We start from the raw sequence: 19,977 nt of genomic DNA, 5'->3' as shown, positions 1-19,977 counted from the left end.
AGAATTCGGGTGCGCATGGCTCCGACCTTCCCCCCGGCGCACCTGGAGTGTCAAGTGGGTGGGACGGAGGTCTCACTATTTGAGCGCAACGGGGGATGGCTGATCGCGTCCGGTCCGGCCGGCACCTCCCCGGCGCCGAGCCGTCGGGGCAGTTCTCCGAGCCGTTGCGCGCCGCCCGGCTCCCGGGGTCCGGAGGCCCGCCGGGCGGCCGGTACCGCGCTGCTCAGCACCATCTCGCGGCTCTCTGGCAGCAGGCCGGGGACGGGGTAGGAGCCGATGGTGAGGGCCCGGCGGAGCCGGTGCTCGTCCAGCGGTCCGGAGAACGCCATGCCCTGGCCATGGGTGCATCCCATGGCGCGCAGCGCGGTGACCTGTTCCGGCCGGTCCACGCCGTCGGCGACGGACTGGAGTCCGAGGTCGCCGGCGATCCGCAGCAGCCCCGCTGTGATCTTGTGCAGCCGCGCGGACTCCACGACGCCGTCGACCAGGCCGCGGTCCAGCCGCAGTACGTCGATGGGCAGTCGGCGCAGGGCGCTGATGGCGGCGTATCCGCTGCCGAAGCCGTCGAGCGCGATCCGTACGCCCAGCCTGCGCAGGGCCGCCAGGCGCCGTTCCAGCTCGTCCAGCGGGATCCGCGGGTCGCTGTCGGACAGTTCCAGCAGCAGCGCGCCGGAGGGCAGGCCGTGCCGGGCGAGTAACGTCTCGATGCTCCTGGGCGGCAGCTTGCGGTCCAGCAGCCGTCGCGCTGAGAGCCGGACGGTGACGCAGACCGGGTGGCCCGCGCGGTGCCGCCGCGCGGCCTGCTCGACGGCCTCCTCCAGCTGCCAGCGGCCCAGCTCGGCGGTGCGCTCGCCCTCCTCGCCGCCCGGCCGGCCGCGTTCGCCGACCCGCAGGAACTCGGCGGGGGTGAAGAGGATGCCCTGCGTGGAGCGCCAGCGGGCCTGCGCGGCGACCGCCGTGATCCGGCCACTGGAGAGCTCGACCACGGGCTGGTGCAGCAGCGCGAATTCGCCGTCGTGCAGCGCGGTGCGGAGCTTCGTCGCCAGCTCGGAGCGGCGTACGACGTCGGCCTGCATCTGCGGCGCGTACATCTCCACGCGGCCCTTGCCGGCCTGCTTGGCGCGGTACATGGCGAGGTCGGCGTTGCGCAGGAGGGTGGCCGGGGTGACGCCGGGCTCGGCGAAGGCCACGCCGATGCTGGCCGCGACGCGTACTTCCTGGCCGTCGATGCGGTACGGCTCGGACAGCCGGACGCGCAGCCGGTCGGCGATCTCGTGGACGCGGAACTCGCGGGCGGTGAGGTCGCGGCTGCCGTCGCCCATGATGAGCGCGGCGAATTCGTCGCCGCCCAGGCGCGCGGCGATGTCCCCGGCCCGTACGGATTCGGCCAGCCTGCGCGCGGCCTGAACCAGCAGCTCGTCGCCGGCCTGGTGTCCGATGGTGTCGTTGACCTGTTTGAAGCCGTCCAGGTCGATGTAGAGCACGGCGGTGTCGTGGTCGGAGGAGCGGCGGCCGGTGACGGCCTGGCTGACCCGTTCGGTGAACAGGGCACGGTTCGGCAGGTCGGTCAGGGCGTCGTGCGAGGCATTGTGCTGGAGCTGGGCCTGGAGCCGTACCCGTTCGGTGACGTCGCGGGAGTTGAAGATCAGGCCGCCTTCGTGGCGGTTGACCGTGGACTCGACATTCAGCCATTCCTCGCCGCCGGGGCGGCCGCCGCCGGCTCGGAAGCGGCACTCGATGCGGGTGGTGGGCTCCGTCTCGGCGTCGGCGGCGAGGAAGCGCCGTACTTCGTGCACCACGCGGCCGAGGTCCTCGGGGTGGATCAGGGAGGCCAGTTCGGAGCCGACCAGGTCCTCGGCGTCGCGGCCGTAGACGCCGGAGGCGGCGGGGCTGACGTACCGCAGGACGCCGGTGGGCGCGGCGATCATGATGACGTCGCTGGAGCCCTGCACCAGGGAGCGGAAGTGGTTCTCCTTCTGGGCCAGCTCGCGGGTCAGGGTGATGTTGTCCACGAGCATGATGCCCTGGCGGACGACGAGGGCGAGCACGACCGTGCAGCCGGTGAAGAGCACGACGTGGTCGATGCGGCGGCCGTCCAGGACGTTGAGCAGGATGCCCAGGGTGCAGACGGCGGCGGCGAGGTACGGGGTGAGCGCGGCCAGCGAGCCGGCGATCGGGGGGCTGCCGGGCGGTACTGCGGCACGCCGGGTGGCGCGGGTGAAGTCGTCCCCCGCGGAGTCGGCGCCGGAGCGCGCGGCGACCCAGGGGGCGTACGCCAGGAGCATGGAGCCCGCGAACCAGCCGGCGTCCAGGATCTGCCCGGAGCGGTAGTGCTCGCGCAGCAGCGGCGAGGTGAACAGCGCGTCGCACAGTACGGTCAGCGCGAGCGCCGCGATCGCGGTGTTGATCGCCGAGCGGTTGGCCGAGGAGCGCTTGAAGTGCAGCGCCAGGACCATGCTCACCAGGACGATGTCGAGCAGCGGGTACGCGAGCGACAGGGCGCCCTGCGCGACCGTCTGGCCCTGGAAGTGCGTGGTGTGGGCGAGGGCCAGGCTCCAGGAGAGCGTGAGGAGCGAGCCGCCGATGAGCCAGGCGTCCAGCGCCAGGCAGACCCAGCCGGCCCGGTTGACGGGCCGCTTGGCGAGCACCAGCAGGCCGACGATGGCGGGCGGCGCGAAGAGCAGGAAGCAGAAGTCGGCGATCGAGGGGCTGGGCACGGGCGCTTCGAGGACGACCTCGTACCATCCCCAGACGCCGTTGCCGATGCCGGCCATCGCGGAGGAGGCGGCGAACAGCAGCCAGGCGGGGCGGAAGCGGCTGTGGTGCTTGCGGGCGTAGAACACGCAGGAGACCGCGGCCGCCAGGGCCGCCGCGCTGAGCCCGAAGTCGCCCATGATCAGGGCCAGTTTCTCCGAGCCCCAGCCGAACGCCGCCCCTGTGGCGTATCCGCCGCAGACCACGGCGAGCAGGATCTGCGGGAGACTGCTCACGGGGGATCGGGGGCCGGCCGACGGGGTCAGCACGGCGCCGGAGGCGGTCACCGGGCTCTCCCCCGCGCTGCCGACCGGCGTGGTCGTGGCGGGCGCGGCCCGTGCTGCATCCGTATCGCGGTGGGAACACGCGCAACGCGCGTGTGGTCAGCGGTCCTCGTCTCGGTGGTGCATCGGCCGTTCATCGCCCGTCGCCCCCCTCGGTTCCGGTCGTTCGCTGCGCGCCGCCACGTCCCGGCGCGGGTCCCCGTTCGGGACGATACACCAGTTCCGTCACACAGGGACATAGTTGCTCTACGGAGCGTGACTGGCCCGGAATTGGTGGCACAGGACGCAGTCGTACGACTCCGTAGAGCTACGGTCAACCCGTCAGCCGGCGGTCGTGATGACGTTGTCGAGGGGCTCGCCGGCCGCGAAAAGCCGGAGTTGATCACGGAGAAGCCGCTTCGCACGGGGCAGGAAGGCAGTACTGGGACCACCGACGTGCGGAGTGATGAGCACGCCGGGAGCGTGCCACAAGGGGTGTGTGGCAGGCAGTGGTTCCGGATCGGTTACATCGAGTGCTGCCCGGAGCCGTCCCGACTCCAGTTCCGCGAGCAGCGCCTTGGTGTCGACCACACCCCCGCGCGCGATGTTGACGAGCAGCGCGCCGTCCTTCATCCGGGCCAGGAAATCGGCTCCGACCAGGCCACGCGTGTCCTCGGTGAGCGGCGTCGCCATGATCACGACGTCTGCTTCGGGCAACAGGGCGGGCAACTCGGCGAGTGGATGCACAGGACCGCGCACGGTGTCACGAGCGGTGCGCGCAATGCGCGCCACCCGCGCACACTCAAAAGGTGTGAGCCGGTCTTCGATAGCACTTCCGATCGAACCATAGCCCACAATGAGGACGGACTTGTCGGCCAGCGAATCACGGAAGCCCTGTCGCCACTCCCCCGCGTCCTGGGCCCGGACGAACGTGGGGATGTCGCGGAGCGCGGCGAGGACGAGCGTAAGGGTCAGCTCGGCGGTGCTCGCGTCGTGCAGACCGCGTGCGTTGCACAGCCGGGTACCGGCCGGCAGCCCGGGCACGGCGGGCAGCATGTGCTCGATGCCGGCCGTCAGGGTCTGCACGACGCGTACGTTCGTCATCTCCGCGAGCGGCCGCAGCACCTGGTCGACAGGCTTCATGTAGGGGACGGCGTAGAAGGCGCAGCGGGCGGGATCGGCGGGGTATTCGGGGCCGGCGTCCCAGTGGACGTAGGAGAGGCCCTCGGGGAGGCCGTCGATCTCGGCGGCAGGCATGGGGAGCCAGACGTCGGTGGCGCGAGTGGTGTCTGAGGAAGCCATGGCCCGAGGCTATGCGAAGAGTGCCCCTCATCAGACGTTAGTTTGGTCAGCGCCCTTGACCGGGGCGAGGGGACGGAGGCACGACCAGGTGGAGCGCAGGACAATCGGTGCGGCGGCGCTCGAAGTGGGCGCAATCGGCCTCGGCTGCATGCCGATGAGCTGGGGGTACACCGCGTCGCAGCGGCACGGGGAGAGCTCGGAGCGGACGGTGCACGCCGCACTCGACCGGGGCTGCAGTCTCCTGGACACCGCCGACATGTACGGCCCCTTCACCAATGAGCTGCTGGTGGGGCGGGCGCTGAAGCAGCGCCGCGCGCAGGCGTTCGTCTCGACCAAGGTCGGGCTGCTGGTCGGCGAGCAGCACATCGTCGCCAACGGCCGTCCCGGGTACGTGAAAAGAGCCTGCGACGCCTCGCTGCGGCGGCTCCAGACCGACCACATCGACCTCTACCAGCTGCATCGCGCGGATCCCGAGGTGCCGATCGAGGAGACCTGGGGGGCGATGGCGGAGCTGGTGGCGGCCGGGAAGGTGCGCGCGCTCGGGCTGTGCGCGGTCGGCGCGCGGGCCCCCAGGCGCCGCGGCACCCGTACGCACGACGACACGCTGCGCCAACTGGAGCGCATCCAGCAGGTGTTCCCCGTCAGCAGCGTCGAGGCGGAGCTGTCGGTGTGGTCGCCGGAGGCCCTGGAGGCGCTGCTGCCCTGGTGCGAGACGCGCGGCGTGGGCTTTCTCGCGGCGATGCCGCTGGGCAACGGCTATCTCACCGGCACGCTGACCCCGGGTCAGGGTTTCGAGCCGGAGGACCTGCGGGCCCGGCACCCGCGCTTCACGGCGGAGATGATGGCCGCCAACCAGCCGGTCGTGGCGGGGCTGCGCCGGGTGGGCGCGCGGCACGGGGTGACACCCGGCCAGGTGGCGCTGGCGTGGGTACTGGCGCAGGGCCGGCACGTCGTCCCCATACCGGGCGCGAAGAAGGAACGCTGGGCCGTACAGAACGCCAAGGCCACCGCGGTACGGCTGACCCGCGAGGACTTCGCAGAAATCGCCACCCTGCCGCCTGCCCGGGGCTCCTGGGACTGAGGGGGCACGAGGCCGCGCGTACGGGGGCGGGGCGCGCTTCGGGGCGATTCGAACGCCCCCTTCCCCCTGACCGGGGGATACCCGAGGGGTGGTCGAGGAAACGCCGGGCGGGGCGCTGCGGCACGCGTACAAAGGGCGGCAGGCGTCCGAAGCAATACGGCCCGCGTGCGGAACGAGGTCCGCGTACGGGGCGGGGCGCGCGCTTCGGGGCGATTCGAACGCCCCCTTCCCCCTGACCAGGGGATACCCGAGGGGCGGTCGAGGAAACGCCGGGCGGGGGCCCGTGGAGCGGGCGGGAAAGGTCGGGGACTCCCGAGGGGTGGGCGAGGAAACGCCGGGCGGGGGCTCCCCAGGGGCGCTCCGGGCAAACGCCGGGCAGGGGGGCTCCCGAGGGGTGCTCGGGGAAACGTCCGGCAGGCGATACCCGTGGGGTGGTCGGGGAAACGGTCGGGCGGGGGTGGTCGGGGTGTGGTGTGCTGGTGGCGCCCGTCGACGAGAGGACGCCCGCCGTGCCACGCCGTACCGCGACCGCCGCACTGACCGCCGCCGCCCTGCTCCTCGCGGGGGGCTGTTCCTCGGGGGACGGCAGCCCCGGTACGTCCGGGAAGTCCACCGGGCCCTCGCGCGGCGCCGGCTCCTCGGCGACGCCCCACAAGCCGCACGAGACGCCCTCCGGCGCCCCCGCCAAGGGCTCGGTGAAGGTCGTCTCCACCCTCGCCACCGGCCTGGCCTCCCCCTGGGGCGTGGCCGTGCTGCCCGGCGGCGACCTCCTCGTGGCGTCCCGGGACACCGGGAAGATCGTCAAGGTGGACGCGGAGAACGGGAAGAAGGCCGAGCTGGGCTCGGTGCCCGGCGTGGCGGCCGACGGCGAGGGCGGGCTGCTGGGCCTCGCGGTGTCCTCGACGTACGGCGCCGACCACCTGGTCTACGCGTACTTCACCACCGCGTCCGACAACCGCATCGTGCGCATGATCTACAACGACAAGCGGCCGGCGGGGAACCAACTGGGCGCGCCCGACACGGTGTTCAAGGGCATCCCCAAGGGTCACATCCACAACGGCGGGCGGATCGCGTTCGGCCCGGACAAGATGCTGTACGCCGGTACGGGCGAGACGGGCGACGGCGAACAGGCCCAGGACAAGGACTCCTTGGGCGGCAAGATCCTGCGGATGACGCCGGACGGCGAGCCGGTGCACGGCAACCCGTCGGCCGACTCCGTCGTCTACTCCACCGGCCACCGCAACGTCCAGGGCCTGGCCTGGGACTCCGGGGACCGGCTGTGGGCGTCGGAATTCGGCCAGGACACCTGGGACGAACTGAACCTGATCCGGCCGGGCCGGAACTACGGCTGGCCCGACGCCGAGGGTAAGAGCGGCGGGGACTCCTCCTCCGTACGCCCGGTCGAGCAGTGGCGGACCGCGGACGCCTCGCCCAGCGGCATCGCGTACGCCAAGGGTTCGGTGTGGATGGCCGGGCTGCGCGGCGAGCGGCTCTGGCGGATCCCGCTGCGGGGCACGAAGCCGGTCGCGAAGCCGCAGGCGTTCCTGGAGGGGAAGTACGGGCGGCTGCGGACGGTCGTGCCGGTCGGCGACGGCGGGCTGTGGCTGGTCACCAGCGAGACGGACAAGCGGGGTACGCCGGAAAAGGGCGATGACCGGATTCTGCGACTGAAGATCACATGATGTCCTTTTTGCGGCGGGCGTGCCTACACTGACGGCAGTGAGCAGGACGCCACGCCAGGGGGTCGCAGCCAGGGGGTCGCATGTTCAACCTCGCCGAAGAGCTCTTCGCGCCGGGCCGCAAGCACACCGAGGACGAGCGGCAGAAGCTCACGCTCGTCGTCGTGGACATCGGCGACTCCGACCCCGGCCGGGGCCCGATCGACCTCGCTTCCGGGCAGGTCGTCGTCCGCCTCCCGCACCCCGCCTCCGAGGAGCCGCGGGCCTCAGGCTGATTCCGCGTCGGGGAAAAGCCGCAGCCGGTGCGCCAGCGCACCCGCCTCGCCGCGCCCCGAGACGCCGAGCTTGGCGAGGATGTTGGAGACGTGCACGCTCGCGGTCTTGGGCGAGATGAAGAGCGCGTCGGCTATCTGACGGTTGGTGCGCCCGGCCGCGACCAGCCGCAGTACGTCCCGCTCGCGCGGCGTGAGCCCGAGGGAGTCGGCGGTGGCGCCGGGCCCTGCGCCCGTGGCACGGGCCGCCGCCCGCTCTCCTCCCGGGGCGGCCGACGGAGCGGCGGCGTGCCCCGCGGGCAGCACGGTGGGCGCGGGCGCCGCGGGCCCGCCCGGTCTTCGGCCGGGCCCCGCCCCGGCGTCCGGCCCCGCCACGGCCCCCGGCTCCCCCACAGGCCCTGCCGGTACCGCCGCCGTACGCACCGCTCCAGTCGCTCCGGCCACTCCAGTCTCTCCGACCGCTCCGACGCCACCGTCCCGCACCGCGGCGCCGGTCACCGCCGGGACCGCGCCTGCCGTGATCGCAGGCCGCCACGCGCCCTCGATCCCGGCCCCGGCCCACTGCCGTACCACCCCGGCTTCCGGCACTCCGCCCCTGCCGGTCCTCCCGCCGACGCTCCCGCCGTCCTCCTGCGCCCCGCTCCCGTCGGCTCCCCCGTCGTCCTCCGGCAGCGTGATCCGGGCCCGTACGGCGAGCTGGTCGATCTCCACGATGAGCGGGCCCGCGCCCATCCACCGGGCCGCCGCACGCGCGTCGGCGAGCAGGCCCGTGGCCGTCTCCCGCGCGTCGCGGGCCACCGGGCCGCAGGTCAGCAGGGCTTCGGCCCAGCGGAGGCGGGCCCAGGCCAGCTCGTAGGGCCATTCGACCTGCTGGAGGGCCGCGACCGCCTCGGCCCAGCGCTCCGGTGAGGGGCGGCCCTCGGCCCGGCGCAGCTCGGCCTCGGTGAGCCGGCCGTACGCCTGCCACACCGGGACCGGGCGGGGCAGCCGCTTCACCGCCGCCGCCAGTCGGGCGAGCAGCGCGTCCCGGCCCGCGGCCGCGGCGGGCAGCCCGCGGGCGTCGGCCTCGGCCGCGGCCACTCGCCACAGCAGCGGCCAGCCGTAGTTGTACGTACCGAGCGGGAAGCCGGCCGTCAGCAGCGGCTCCAGCACCTCCCGGGCGGCGACCACGCCGTGGCGCTGCACCGCGATCTCGTAGGCGAAGCGGGTCATGGGGAGGCTGTGCTGCGGTTGGTTCTCGTAGCTGCCGAAGTGGGCGCGGGCGTAGTCCAGTTCTTCGGCGGCGGCGTCGGTGTCGCCGCGCATCAGGGCGAGATCGGCGTGCCGGGAGGCGGCCAGCGCGCGGGTGCGGTTGCCCAGGGCGAGGCGCCGGCAGGCCGTCGCGGCTTCGGCGGCCTCCGCCCAGCGGCCCAGCGACAGCAGGCTCTTGGCGCGGTTGCCGTACACCCAGGCGCGGGAGTCCTTCATGCCGAAGTGGTCGGTCAGGGCGAGCCCGCGCTCGGTGGCCGCCACCGCCTCCCCGGACCGGCCCACCGACTCCAGGTGCGAGGGCAGGTTGGTGCAGCCGCGCGCGACGACGGCGGAGAAACCGCCCTCCAGCGCGCGGGCCAGCGCCTCCCGGAAGCCGGTCAGGCCGCCGTCCACGTCCCCGGAGGAGACCTGGAGGCCGTACAGCGTGAGACGGGCGTTCAGCTCGGCCTCCTCCTCTCCGACCAGGCGGGCCAGCTCCACGGCCCGCTCGGCGGCGGTGAAGGAGTCCGGGCCCGGGGCGTGCAGCGCGCCCCAGGCGGCGGCCTGGGCGAGCACCGCGGCGTGCACCGGGGACGGCGGCAGCCCGCGCACCAGTTCCTGGGCCGCGCTCAGGTCCTCCCACCCGTCACCGCGGCCCGTGGTCTCCGCCAGGCGGGAGCGCTGGGTACGGAACCACGCCTCGCGCAGCGGGTCGTGCTCCCCGGCGAGCGCGCGGAGCGCCCGTTTGGTGACGGTGTACGCGCGCTCGCGGTCGCCGGAGAGCCGCGCGGCGACCGCGATCTCGGCGAGCAGGTCGAGGTAGCGCAGCGCGTCGTCGTCGCAGCCGCTCGCCGGATACGCCTCGGCGCAGTCCACCGGGCGGACCGCGAGCCGGACGTCCTTGGGCACCTCGTCCCACAGCTCCAGCGCGCGGTCCAGGAGCCGCAGCTGTTCGGCGTGGGCGTGCCGGCGGCGGGCGGTGACCGAGGCGGTGAGCACGGCGGGCAGCGCTTTGGCGGCGTCCCGGGCGTGGTACCAGTAGCTGGCCAGGCGGGCGGCGCACGCCTCGGTGCGTACCAGTGCGGGGTCGGCCTCCAGGGCTTCGGCGTACCGGCGGTTGAGGCGGGTGCGCTCGCCGGGGAGCAGGTCGTCCTGGACGGCCTCGCGGACCAGGGCGTGCCGGAAGCGGTAGCCCGTGCCGTCGCTGGTGGGCACGAGGGTGTTGCTGCCGACGGCGACCCGCAGCGCTTCGATGAGGCCGTCCTCGGGCAGTCCCGCGACGGCGGCGAGGAGGTCGTGCTCGACGGTGGAGCCGCCCACGGCGGCCGTGCGGATCACCCGCTGGGCGTGCTCGGGCAGCGCCTCGACGCGCACCAGGAGGAGATCGCGGAGGGAGTCGCTGAGGCCGGGGAGGGTGCCGTCGTCGATGCTGCAGGCCAGTTCCTCGACGAAGAAGGCGTTGCCCTCGGAGCGCTCGAAGACCCGGCCGAGCAGGGCCTCTTCGGGCTCGCGGCCGGTGATGCCGGCCATCTGGGTGCGGACCTCGTCGCGGTCGAAGCGGGCCAGTTCGGCGCGGCGGACCGTGCGCATCCGGTCGACCTCGGCGAGGAAGGGGCGCAGCGGGTGGCGGCGGTGGATGTCGTCGGAGCGGTACGTGGCGACCAGGAGGATGCCGGCGTCGTGCAGGGTGTGCAGGAGGTAGCCGAGCAGTTCGCGGGTGGAACGGTCGGCCCAGTGCAGGTCCTCGACGACGATGACGAGGCTGCGGTCGCGGGCGAGCCGCTCCAGCAGTCGTGCGGTGAGTTCGAAGAGGCGGGCGCGGCCGTGCTCGTCGTCGCGGGACTCGCCGGGGGTCTCGGCCAGCTCGGGCAGGATGCGGGCCAGTTCGCCCTCCTGCCCGGCGACCGCCGCGGCGAGCTCCTCGGGCAGGCGGGCGTGGAGGGTGCGCAGGATCGATGAGAACGGGGCGAACGGCAGGCCCTCGGAGCCGATCTCGATGCAGCCGCCGAGGGCGACGAGCGCGCCGGCGGCCCGGGCGGCCGCGGCGAACTCCTCGATGAGCCGGGTCTTGCCCACGCCCGCCTCGCCGCCGATGAGCAGCGCCTGCGGCTCACCGGACGCCGTGGTGCGCGTGAGCGCGTCCCCCAGCAGGCCCAACTCGCTGCTGCGGCCGACGAACACGCGACTGACGGACCTGGTCTCCACGCCGCAGAGCATGGCACAGGGGTCTGACAGTTCGGCACCGAGTTTCCCGGTCACCGGACGCCCCGGCGGGCCGCGCGGTTCAGGCCTCGGCCCGGCGGCGGGCCCGTACGAACCGGCCCTGCTTGCGGCTCACCCGCCCTTCGGGTTCGTGCTCGGCGGACCGGGCGGCGCGGCGTCCCGCGGCGGCTTCGCGGGCCAGCCGGTCGAGGTCGGCCTCCCGGCGCAGTTCCTCGTGGCGGATGCGGTGCTGGACCTCGTAGTAGTGCATGGGTTCCCCCTGAGAAGGGCCGCGAGGAGCGTGCTCCTGCGGCGGCTGACGGTACGTCGTCAGCCTCGCCGCCTCAGGCGGTGTGCGACATCGGGCAACTTCCCGATCTTCACGGCCGTAGGGGCCTCAGATTCCGCGGTGGTGTCCCACCGTGCGGTCTAAGGCCCCTGCCGGATGCCGTATGCGGTCGTGCGGACTTCCTCAGGAACCGCCGGCGCTGAGCTTGGGGGCCGCGGCGAACAGGTCGAGGTACATGCCGCCGGCGACCACCAGGCCGAGCACGGCGAGCGCGAATCCACCCCAGGCGACGGCCTTGGTCCAGGCGGCCTGCGGGCGGCCGAGCAGGACGACGCCGGTGACCACGAGGGCGATCAGGGCGAAGGTGCCGTTGACGAGCGCGGTGGTGTGCCAGGGGGCGGTGTAGACGGCGGCGATCTGGTCCTTGGTCTGGCCGGTCTGGAGCTTGATCTGGCCGAGTACGCCCTGCCGCTCGGAGAGGATCGTGCCGGCCCAGGTGCCGGTCAGGGAGGCGAGGCCGAGCGCGGCACCGGCGACGGCGCCGGCTCCGGCCACGATGCCGCGCCGCGCGGGTGCGGCCTGCCCGGTGGCGGGCGCGTCCTCGGGGTGCAGCTCCTCCTCGTGGGCCTCGTCCGCGGCGGTGTCCGGCACGCGGTCCTCGGGCGCCGCGGCCTTCTCCGCGGGTGCGGCGGCCGGCTCCTCGGAGGCGGCCGCCGGCTTCGGGTCGGCGGCCTTGTCGTCGGTGACCGCGTCGGTCTTCGCGGTGTCGTTCTTGCTCGTCGTGGTACCCATGGGCGCGACCGTAGGGGCCGCGTCTGAGAGTCGTATGAGAGAGCCGCGCTAGCGGGGCACGAGGGGCTCGCGTTCGGCGTGCCGCGGTGCGGGGACGGGGGCGGCGGTGTCCGGTTCCTCCTCCGGCGGCTCGATGCTGATCCGCGGCAGCCGGCGGTCCAGCCAGCCCGGCAGCCACCAGTTCGCGCCGCCCAGCATGTGCATCAGGGCGGGCACCAGGAGGGTGCGGAGCACGAAGGCGTCGAGGGCGACGGCGGCGGCCAGCCCGATGCCGAACATCGCGATCGTCCGGTCGCCGCTGAGCACGAAGGCGGAGAACACCGCGATCATGATGACCGCCGCGGAGTTGATCACCCGGCCGGTCTCGGCGAGCCCGACCCGTACGGACCTGCGGTTGTCGTGGGTGCGCCGCCACTCCTCGTACATCCGGCTGACCAGGAAGACCTGGTAGTCCATGGAGAGGCCGAAGAGGACCGAGACCATGATCACGGGGAGGAACGGCTCGATCGGGCCGCCGCTCCCCAGGCCCAGCGCCTCGCTCCCCCAGCCCCACTGGAAGACGGCGACGACGATCCCGAAGGAGGCGGCGACCGCGGCGACGTTCATGACGGCGGCCTTGAGCGGGATGCCGATGCTGCGGAAAGCGAGGAGGAGCAGTACGCAGCCGAGGGTGATGACGACGCCCACGAAGAGCGGCAGCTTGCCGACGATCACGTCGGCGAAGTCGTCGTAGCCGGCGGTCACGCCGCCGACGTCGACGCGCAGGGTCGAGTCGTCGGCGGCGGGCGGCAGTACGTCGGTGCGGAGCCGCTCCACCAGGTCCGAGGTCTGCTGCGACTGGGGCGAGCTGTCCGGGACAACGGTGATCACGCCGGTGCTGCCGCTGCCGTCGAACTCCGGGCCGCTGACCTGGGCGACGCCGGGCGTGGTCCGCAGCCGGTCGGGGAGGTTGTCGAAGGCGAGCCGGTCGTCGGCCCCGTCCAGGTCGCCGACCAGGGTGAGCGGCCCGTTGAAGCCGGGCCCGAAGCCCTCGGCGAGCAGGTCGTACGCCTGCCGGGTGGTCGAGGCGGGCGGGTCGGTGCCCTGGTCGGAGGTGCCCAGGTGCAGGCCGAGGGTGGGCAGCGCGAGGACGAGCATGATCCCGGCGGCGAGGGCACCGAGCAGCTTGGGGTGGCGCTCGACGAAGCCGGACCAGCGGACGGCGAAGCCGGTGGGGTGCTCGGGGACCGGTCCGTCGGCGGCCAGCCGGCCGCGTTCCCGGCGGCCGAGTACGCGGGTGCCGATCAGCCCCAGGAGGGCGGGCAGCAGGGTCACGGAGGCGGCGACGGTGAGGACGACGGTCAGTGAGGCGGCGAGCGCGACGCCGTTGAGGAAGGACAGCCGCAGGACGAGCATGCCGAGCAGGGCGATGCAGACGGTGGCCCCGGCGAACACCACGGCCCGCCCCGATACGGCCACCGCCCGTTGTGCGGCCTCCGGGACGCTCATCCCCGCGCGGAGGTTCTTCCGGTGCCGGGTGACGATGAACAGCGCGTAGTCGATGCCCACGCCGAGCCCGATGAGCATGCCGAGCATGGGCGCGAAGTCGGCCACGGTCATGACGTGGCCGAGCAGGCCGATGCCGGACGAGGCGGTGCCCACCGCGACGAGCGCGGTGATGATCGGCAGGGCGGTCGCGGCGAGCGAGCCGAAGGCCAGGAAGAGGACGACGGCGGCCGCGGCCAGGCCGATGGCCTCGGCGAGGTGGCTCTTCGGCGCTTCGGCGAGGTCGATGCCGGCGCCGCCGAGGGCGACGGTCAGGCCGTCACCGGAGGCGTCCTGCGCGGTGTCCACGACCGCCCGCACGGTCTTCGGATCCAGGTCGTCGACGGGCGCGTCGAAGACCACCGAGGCGTAGGCGGTGTGCCCGTCCGCGCTGATACGGCGCTCCGCGGCCTCGTCCGCGGGGGCGTCGGTCCGGGTGTCGTAGGGGCCGTCCACGGAGGCCACTCCGGGCAGCCCGGCGACGCGGTCCAGGGCCGGTGCCATCCGGTCCCGTACGTCCGCCGCGCGCACCGTCCCCGAGTCGGTGTGCCACACGATGGTGTCGCTCTCCCCGGACCGGCCGGGGAAGGCGTCCGCCATCCGGTCCGCCGCGCGTCCGGACTCCGTGCCGGGCACCTCGTAGTCGTTGGAGTACGAGGAGCCCAGCGCGCCGGCGGCCGCGGCGACGCCCGCGAGGACGGCGAGCCATACGACGACGACCAGGGCGCGGCGCCGGAGACACCACCGGGCGAGTGCGGTCATGGAGGCCTTTTCTGCTGTCCCGGGGCGTGCGTCGAACTCCGGGGCACCGGTGCTGTCGCGCGCGGGAGGGGCGGGGGATGGCGCGGGCCCGCCGCCTGCCGACGAAGGGGCGGCGGGCCCGCATTCCAGAAGAGTGACAGCCCGAAAAGATCCTTTGACCCCTTTGTGTACTTCCCCACAAAGAAGCGAAGGAGCGGCCTCCGCTCGGATCAGCCCGTTATGGACTCCTCGCCGTTCTCGAGGTGTCCCATCAGTCGACGGCGGAACGATTCGTCCTGCCTGACCGTGAGGTTTAGGTCGTACCAGCCGTGGTCGCGGGCGGCGGGGTGCGCGAGCGTACGGGTGTGGCCGGCCGGCAGCTCGACCGTGCGCGGCGCCGCGCCGGAGTACGCCAGCGGGGCCAGCGTGACGGTCAGCGACCGGTCACCTCGGTTGACGAGCGTGAGGTGGATCTCCCGCTCGTCGGCGTCCAGGTGCGTGCTCACCCGCAGCCCGGCCGCCGCGCCCGCCGCGGTGCCGGCGAACTCCCGCCGGAAGCCGTTGGGCCCGGTGAGCGTGAAGTCGTACGCCCCGTCCCGGACGGGTACGTCCCAGCCCGCCTTCCCGCGTACGTCGCGGTGCTGGGGCGTGGCGTACTCCGCCGCGTACGGGTACAGCGCGAGGTGGGCACTGGCCGCGCCCGTGTTGCGCAGCGCCAGCCGGAACCGCCCGGCCGCCGGGTCGTACGTGCCGTCCGCGTCGGGCTGGTACGGCAGCGGACGGGCCGGCCGGGTGCCCTCCTCGGGGCGGGGCAGCCGCTGCTCGGCGGGCGGCTTGGGGTTCCACCGGCCGGTGAAGGGCGGGATCGGGCCCGGCTGGTCGACGGCGGGCTGCTTCCGGCCGCGCGAGAAGTCGAAAGCGCTGGTGAGGTCGCCGCAGACGGTACGCCGCCAGGCGCTGATGTTCGGCTCGCGGACGCCGGTCCAGCGCTCCAGGAAGCGGATGATCGAGGTGTGGTCGAAGACCTGGGAGCAGGCGTGGCCGCCGACCGACCAGGGCGAGATCACCAGCATCGGGACGCGGATGCCGAGACCGGTGGGACGGCCGTCCCAGTACTCCTCGTCGGTGCCGGCCGGGGCGACGGGCGGCGGGACGTGGTCGAAGAAGCCGTCGTTCTCGTCGTAGGTGAGCAGCAGGACGGTGCGCCGCCAGACGTCGGGGTTGCTGCCGAGGGCGTCGAGGACCTTGTAGACGAGGGTGGCGCTGGCGATCGGCGAGGAGGAACCGGGGTGCTCGGAGTCGGCGGCGGCCGGGACGATGTAGCTGACCTCGGGGAGCTTCCCGGCGGCGACGTCGGCCGCGAAGGCGGTGGCGGTCGAGCCCGGCTCACCGCGTCGCAGCGCGCGCTCGAAGAGGCTCCGGTCCGCCCGCGAGAGCGCCCTCACGCCCTCGTCCAGCAGCCCCTGGAGCCGCTTCCGCTCCGCCTCGTCGGCATCGGCGACCTTGGCGTAGAAGGCCGTCATGTTCTGGACCTTCGGGTCACCGACCCCGGCCAGCGCCTTCTTCGCGACGGCCTTGAAGCGCGCGTAGAACTCCAGGTTGTTGTCGGTGAAGTTGTCCCACTCCTGGTAGACCTGCCAGCTGTGGCCGGCCTTCTCCAGGCGCTCGGCGTACGTCGGCCAGTCGTAGCCGGGGTGGGTGTCCTCCTCGTACGCGTCGTTGCCGACCGCCCGCTCGCCGTTCACCTCGAAGCCGGTCCAGCCGCTGACCAGGTGGTTGCGGTTGGGGCTGGTGGAGGAGTGGATCGAGGAGTGGTACGCGTCGCAGACGGTGAAGGTGTCGGCCAGCTCGTAGTGGAGCGGCACGTCCCGGCGGTCGTAGTGCGCCATGGTGGCCGCGGTCTTGGCGCCGACCCAGTTGTCCATCCAGCCGCCGTGCCAGGCCTTGGCGCCGCCGTCCCAGCCGTGGTCGAGCGCGCCGATGTACTGCAGGTCCTTCTTCTGCGCCGCCGCGGCCTCCCGCACGGAGAAGGGCAGTACGGTCCGGCCGAGCGGCCCGGGCTGCTCGTAGACGCTGCCGCCCCCGGGGAGCGTGATCGCGTTCCGGTCGGCGTAGCCCCGCACGCCACGCAGCATCCCGAAGTAGTGGTCGAAGGACCGGTTCTCCTGCATCAGGACGACGACATGGCCGATGTCGTCGAGCCCGCCGTCCGGACCGGGCCGCGCCGCGTCGGCGGCCAGCGCCTGCTGGAGCGAGGGCGGCAGCAACGACCCGGCAGCAGCCGCCCCCACGGCCGCCGCCCCAACCGCCAGTACCCGTCTACGCGTTGTCTCCGCTGCCACCCTCGACCTCCAGTCGTCTCCAATGGTCCGCGGTCGGTCCATTGATGTGGTGCGCGAGGGACACTAGAACCCCCGCGTGGCCGGCGATACGTATCGGGATGACAACTTTGCAAACGCCTGCCGGACCGCGAGGAGTCGTTCGGCCCGTCGCACCGGGCTCGGGCCGGGAGGAACGCCCGAGGGGCGGCACGTCCGGAGACGGGCCGCCCCTCGGCGGGTGTGCGGGGAGGTCAGCCCTCCACGCCCAGCTTTTCCAGGATGAGTTCGCGGACGCGGGCCGCGTCGGCCTGGCCTCGGGTGGCCTTCATGACTGCGCCGACCAGGGCGCCGGCCGCGGCGACCTTGCCGCCGCGGATCTTGTCGGCGATGGCGGCGTTGGACTCGATCGCCTCGTCGACGGCCTTGCCCAGCGCGCCCTCGTCGGAGACGACCTTCAGGCCGCGCTTGTCGACGACCTCGTCCGGAGTGCCCTCGCCGGCCAGCACGCCCTCGATGGTCTGGCGGGCCAGCTTGTCGTTGAGGGAGCCCTCGGCGACCAGCTCGGCGACCCGGGCGACCTGCTCAGGGGTGATCGGCAGTGCGTCGAGGTCGACGCCGTCCTCATTGGCGCGACGGGCCAGCTCGCCCATCCACCACTTGCGGGCGGCGGCGGAGTCCGCGCCGGCCTCCGTGGTGGCGACGATCAGGTCGACCGCACCGGCGTTGAGGATCGACTGCATGTCGTGCTCGGAGACGCCCCACTCCTCGCGCAGCCGGTTGCGGCGGACGCGCGGCATCTCGGGCAGACCCTTGCGCAGCTCCTCGACCCACTCGCGGGACGGGGCGACGGGGACCAGGTCGGGCTCCGGGAAGTACCGGTAGTCCTCGGCGTTGTCCTTGATGCGGCCGGAGGTCGTGGAGCCGTCGTCCTCGTGGAAGTGACGGGTCTCCTGGACGACCGTGCCGCCGCTGTTCAGGACCGCGGCGTGCCGCTGGATCTCGAACCGGGCGGCGCGCTCGACGCTGCGCAGGGAGTTGACGTTCTTGGTCTCCGAGCGCGTACCGAACGTCTCGCTGCCCTTGGGCATCAGCGAGAGGTTCACGTCGCAGCGCATCTGGCCCATCTCCATGCGGGCCTCGGACACACCGAGCGCCTTGATGAGCTCGCGCAGCTCGGCGACGTACGCCTTGGCGACCTCGGGGGCCCGCTCGCCCGCGCCCTGGATGGGCTTGGTGACGATCTCGATGAGCGGGATGCCGGCGCGGTTGTAGTCCAGGAGGGAGTGGGACGCGCCGTGGATACGGCCGGTGGCGCCGCCGACGTGCGTCGACTTGCCGGTGTCCTCCTCCATGTGGGCTCGCTCGATCTCCACGCGGAAGATCTCGCCGTCCTCCAGCTGTACGTCGAGGTAGCCGTCGAAGGCGATCGGCTCGTCGTACTGGGAGGTCTGGAAGTTCTTCGGCATGTCCGGATAGAAGTAGTTCTTCCGGGCGAAGCGGCACCACTCGGCGATCGAGCAGTTCAGCGCGAGGCCGATCTTGATGGCGGACTCGACGCCGGTCGCGTTGACGACCGGGAGCGAGCCGGGCAGCCCCAGGCAGGTGGGGCAGGTCTGGGTGTTGGCGTCGGCGCCGAGCGTCGTCGCACACCCGCAGAACATCTTGGTCTTGGTGCCGAGTTCGACATGCACCTCAAGACCCATGACGGGCTCGTACGTCGCGAGGGCGTCCTCGTACGAGACCAGGTCAGTGACAGTCACGGTGAAACTTTCTCCCTCAGCCCAGCAGGACGTCGTCGTCGCCCAGGTGCTTCAGCTCCCGGTAGAGGATCGCCAGGCCGGTCACGATCGCCGCGGCCGAGACGGCCGCGTCGATCAGCCGGAGCGTGTCGTTCTCCTGCCGGGCCAGCTTCGCCTGCTTGGCGACGCTCAGCGCGCCGAAAGCGGTGGTGCCCATCGACAGGTACAGACCCGACTTGGACTTCTTGAAGTTCTTGGCCTTCTTGGTGATGGCGCTCACAGTGACGGTGCCTCCTCGAGCAGCGGGTGGCCCCACTTTTCCACGAAGGCGGCCTCGACGGCGGCACCGACCTTGTACAGCCGGTCGTCCTTCATGGTGGGGGCGATGATCTGCAGGCCCACGGGCAGCCCGTCCTCGGGCGCGAGGCCGCAGGGCAGCGACATGGCCGCGTTGCCCGCGAGGTTCACGGGGAGCGTGCACACGTCGGCGAGGTACATCGCCATCGGGTCGTCGGCGCGCTCGCCGATCGGGAAGGCGGTGGTGGGCGTGGTCGGCGAAACGATCACGTCGACCTGCTCGAAGGCCTGCTCGAACTCGCGGGTGATCAGCGTCCGCACCTTCTGCGCGGAGCCGTAGTACGCGTCGTAGTAGCCGGAGCTGAGCGCGTACGTGCCGAGGATGATCCGGCGCTTGACCTCGTCGCCGAAGCCGGCCTCGCGGGTCAGGGCCGTGACCTCCTCGGCCGACTTCGTGCCGTCGTCGCCGACCCGGAGGCCGTAGCGCATGGCGTCGAAGCGGGCCAGGTTGGAGGAGCACTCCGAGGGCGCGATGAGGTAGTACGCCGCCAGCGCCAGGTCGAAGGACGGGCAGTCCAGCTCGACGATCTCGGCGCCCAGCTCACGCATGAGCGCGACGGACTCGTCGAACCGCTGGATGACACCGGCCTGGTAGCCCTCGCCGCGGAACTGCTTCACCACGCCGACGCGCATGCCCTGCACCGAGCCGTTGCGGGCGGCCTCGACGACCGGCGGGACCGGCGCGTCGATGGAGGTGGAGTCCATCGGGTCGTGGCCGGCGATCGCCTCGTGCAGCAGCGCCGCGTCCAGGACCGTACGGGCGCACGGCCCGCCCTGGTCCAGGGAGGAGGAGAACGCCACCATGCCGTACCGCGAGACGCCGCCGTAGGTGGGCTTCACGCCGACCGTGCCGGTGACGGCCGCGGGCTGGCGGATCGAACCGCCGGTGTCCGTACCGATCGCCAGCGGCGCCTCGTACGAGGCGAGGGCCGCGGACGAGCCGCCGCCGGAGCCGCCGGGGATACGGGTGAGGTCCCACGGGTTGCCCGTCGGGCCGTACGCGCTGTTCTCGGTGGAGGACCCCATGGCGAACTCGTCCATGTTGGTCTTGCCGAGGATGACGACGTCGGCGGCCTTGAGCTTCGTGGTCAGCGTCGCGTCGTACGGCGGGATCCAGCCCTCCAGGATCTTCGAACCGACCGTGGTGGGAATCCCCTCGGTGGTGAAGATGTCCTTCAGGGCCAGCGGCACGCCGGCCAGCGGGCCGAGCTTCTCGCCGCGCTCGCGCTTGGCGTCCACGGCGCGGGCCTGGGCGAGCGCGCCCTCCCGGTCGACGTGCAGGAAGGCGTGCACCTTCTCGTCCACGGCCTCGATCCGGGCCAGGTGGGCCTCGGTGACCTGGACGGCGGTGACCTCACCGGCCGCGATCCTCGCCGCGGTCTCGGCAGCGGTGAGCTTGATCAGTTCGTGTGCTGCGGTGTCAGCCATCTC

13 protein-coding genes are annotated in these 19,977 nt (G+C 72.9%); 3 read left to right on the top strand and 10 right to left on the bottom strand.

Translation table 11 applies throughout. The annotated features are described in order from the left end of the window. Positions 1 to 50 precede the first annotated feature (50 nt). A complete protein-coding gene (locus ABZ840_RS09660) occupies positions 51 to 3,023 on the bottom strand; it encodes an EAL domain-containing protein (RefSeq protein ID WP_361556587.1) in 2,973 nt (990 codons plus the stop codon). Between the two features lie 336 nt (positions 3,024 to 3,359). Next, positions 3,360 to 4,319 carry a 2-hydroxyacid dehydrogenase gene (locus tag ABZ840_RS09655; RefSeq protein WP_361555991.1) on the bottom strand — a complete coding sequence of 320 codons (960 nt, stop codon included), beginning with the start codon at positions 4,317 to 4,319 and terminating at the stop codon, positions 3,360 to 3,362. Between the two features lie 88 nt (positions 4,320 to 4,407). Between ABZ840_RS09655 and ABZ840_RS09650 the strand changes: the two genes are divergently transcribed. The 3 genes from ABZ840_RS09650 to ABZ840_RS09640 all read left to right on the top strand — a co-directional run bounded on the left by ABZ840_RS09650 (position 4,408) and on the right by ABZ840_RS09640 (position 7,354). Beyond that, positions 4,408 to 5,400: an aldo/keto reductase gene (locus tag ABZ840_RS09650; protein ID WP_361555988.1), complete on the top strand. Its 993-nt coding sequence runs from the start codon at positions 4,408 to 4,410 to the stop codon at positions 5,398 to 5,400. 509 nt (positions 5,401 to 5,909) lie between these two features. Further along, entirely contained in the window at positions 5,910 to 7,082 is a 1,173-nt protein-coding gene (locus ABZ840_RS09645) for a PQQ-dependent sugar dehydrogenase (RefSeq protein ID WP_361555985.1), read from the top strand. 80 nt (positions 7,083 to 7,162) lie between these two features. After that, positions 7,163 to 7,354 carry a DUF6191 domain-containing protein gene (locus tag ABZ840_RS09640; RefSeq protein ID WP_361555982.1) on the top strand — a complete coding sequence of 64 codons (192 nt, stop codon included), beginning with the start codon at positions 7,163 to 7,165 and terminating at the stop codon, positions 7,352 to 7,354. Here the strand turns inward: ABZ840_RS09640 and ABZ840_RS09635 are convergent. The 8 genes from ABZ840_RS09635 to gatA form a co-directional block, all read right to left on the bottom strand. Next, positions 7,346 to 10,798 carry an AAA family ATPase gene (locus tag ABZ840_RS09635; protein ID WP_361556584.1) on the bottom strand — a complete coding sequence of 1,151 codons (3,453 nt, stop codon included), beginning with the start codon at positions 10,796 to 10,798 and terminating at the stop codon, positions 7,346 to 7,348. The two genes, ABZ840_RS09640 and ABZ840_RS09635, sit on opposite strands and share 9 nt — an antisense overlap. Positions 10,799 to 10,865: 67 nt before the next feature. Further along, complete coding sequence (locus ABZ840_RS09630) at positions 10,866 to 11,054, bottom strand: hypothetical protein (RefSeq protein ID WP_361555979.1); 189 nt, start codon at positions 11,052 to 11,054, stop codon at positions 10,866 to 10,868. 201 nt (positions 11,055 to 11,255) lie between these two features. After that, positions 11,256 to 11,864 carry a hypothetical protein gene (locus ABZ840_RS09625; protein ID WP_361555976.1) on the bottom strand — a complete coding sequence of 203 codons (609 nt, stop codon included), beginning with the start codon at positions 11,862 to 11,864 and terminating at the stop codon, positions 11,256 to 11,258. Positions 11,865 to 11,912: 48 nt separating this feature from the next. Continuing rightward, positions 11,913 to 14,150 (bottom strand): MMPL family transporter, encoded by a 2,238-nt coding sequence (locus tag ABZ840_RS09620; protein ID WP_361555973.1) that lies wholly within the window; start codon positions 14,148 to 14,150, stop codon positions 11,913 to 11,915. Between the two features lie 209 nt (positions 14,151 to 14,359). Then, a complete protein-coding gene (locus ABZ840_RS09615) occupies positions 14,360 to 16,471 on the bottom strand; it encodes a phosphocholine-specific phospholipase C (protein ID WP_361555970.1) in 2,112 nt (703 codons plus the stop codon). Between the two features lie 230 nt (positions 16,472 to 16,701). After that, positions 16,702 to 18,210: an Asp-tRNA(Asn)/Glu-tRNA(Gln) amidotransferase subunit GatB gene (gene gatB / locus ABZ840_RS09610; RefSeq protein ID WP_361555967.1), complete on the bottom strand. Its 1,509-nt coding sequence runs from the start codon at positions 18,208 to 18,210 to the stop codon at positions 16,702 to 16,704. A 16-nt stretch (positions 18,211 to 18,226) separates the two neighbouring features. After that, positions 18,227 to 18,469 (bottom strand): hypothetical protein, encoded by a 243-nt coding sequence (locus ABZ840_RS09605; protein ID WP_030258159.1) that lies wholly within the window; start codon positions 18,467 to 18,469, stop codon positions 18,227 to 18,229. Then, positions 18,466 to 19,974, bottom strand: a complete 1,509-nt coding sequence (gene gatA, locus ABZ840_RS09600; protein ID WP_361555964.1) for an Asp-tRNA(Asn)/Glu-tRNA(Gln) amidotransferase subunit GatA — start codon at positions 19,972 to 19,974, stop codon at positions 18,466 to 18,468. Before gatA ends, ABZ840_RS09605 begins: the two co-directional genes overlap by 4 nt. Positions 19,975 to 19,977 lie beyond the last annotated feature (3 nt).

The sequence above is a fragment of the Streptomyces sp. NPDC047117 genome (assembly GCF_040643545.1).
GTDB lineage: Bacteria > Actinomycetota > Actinomycetes > Streptomycetales > Streptomycetaceae > Streptomyces.
The sequence above is the reverse complement of the archived record's forward strand: the minus strand, read 5'-3'. Positions and strand labels throughout refer to the sequence as shown.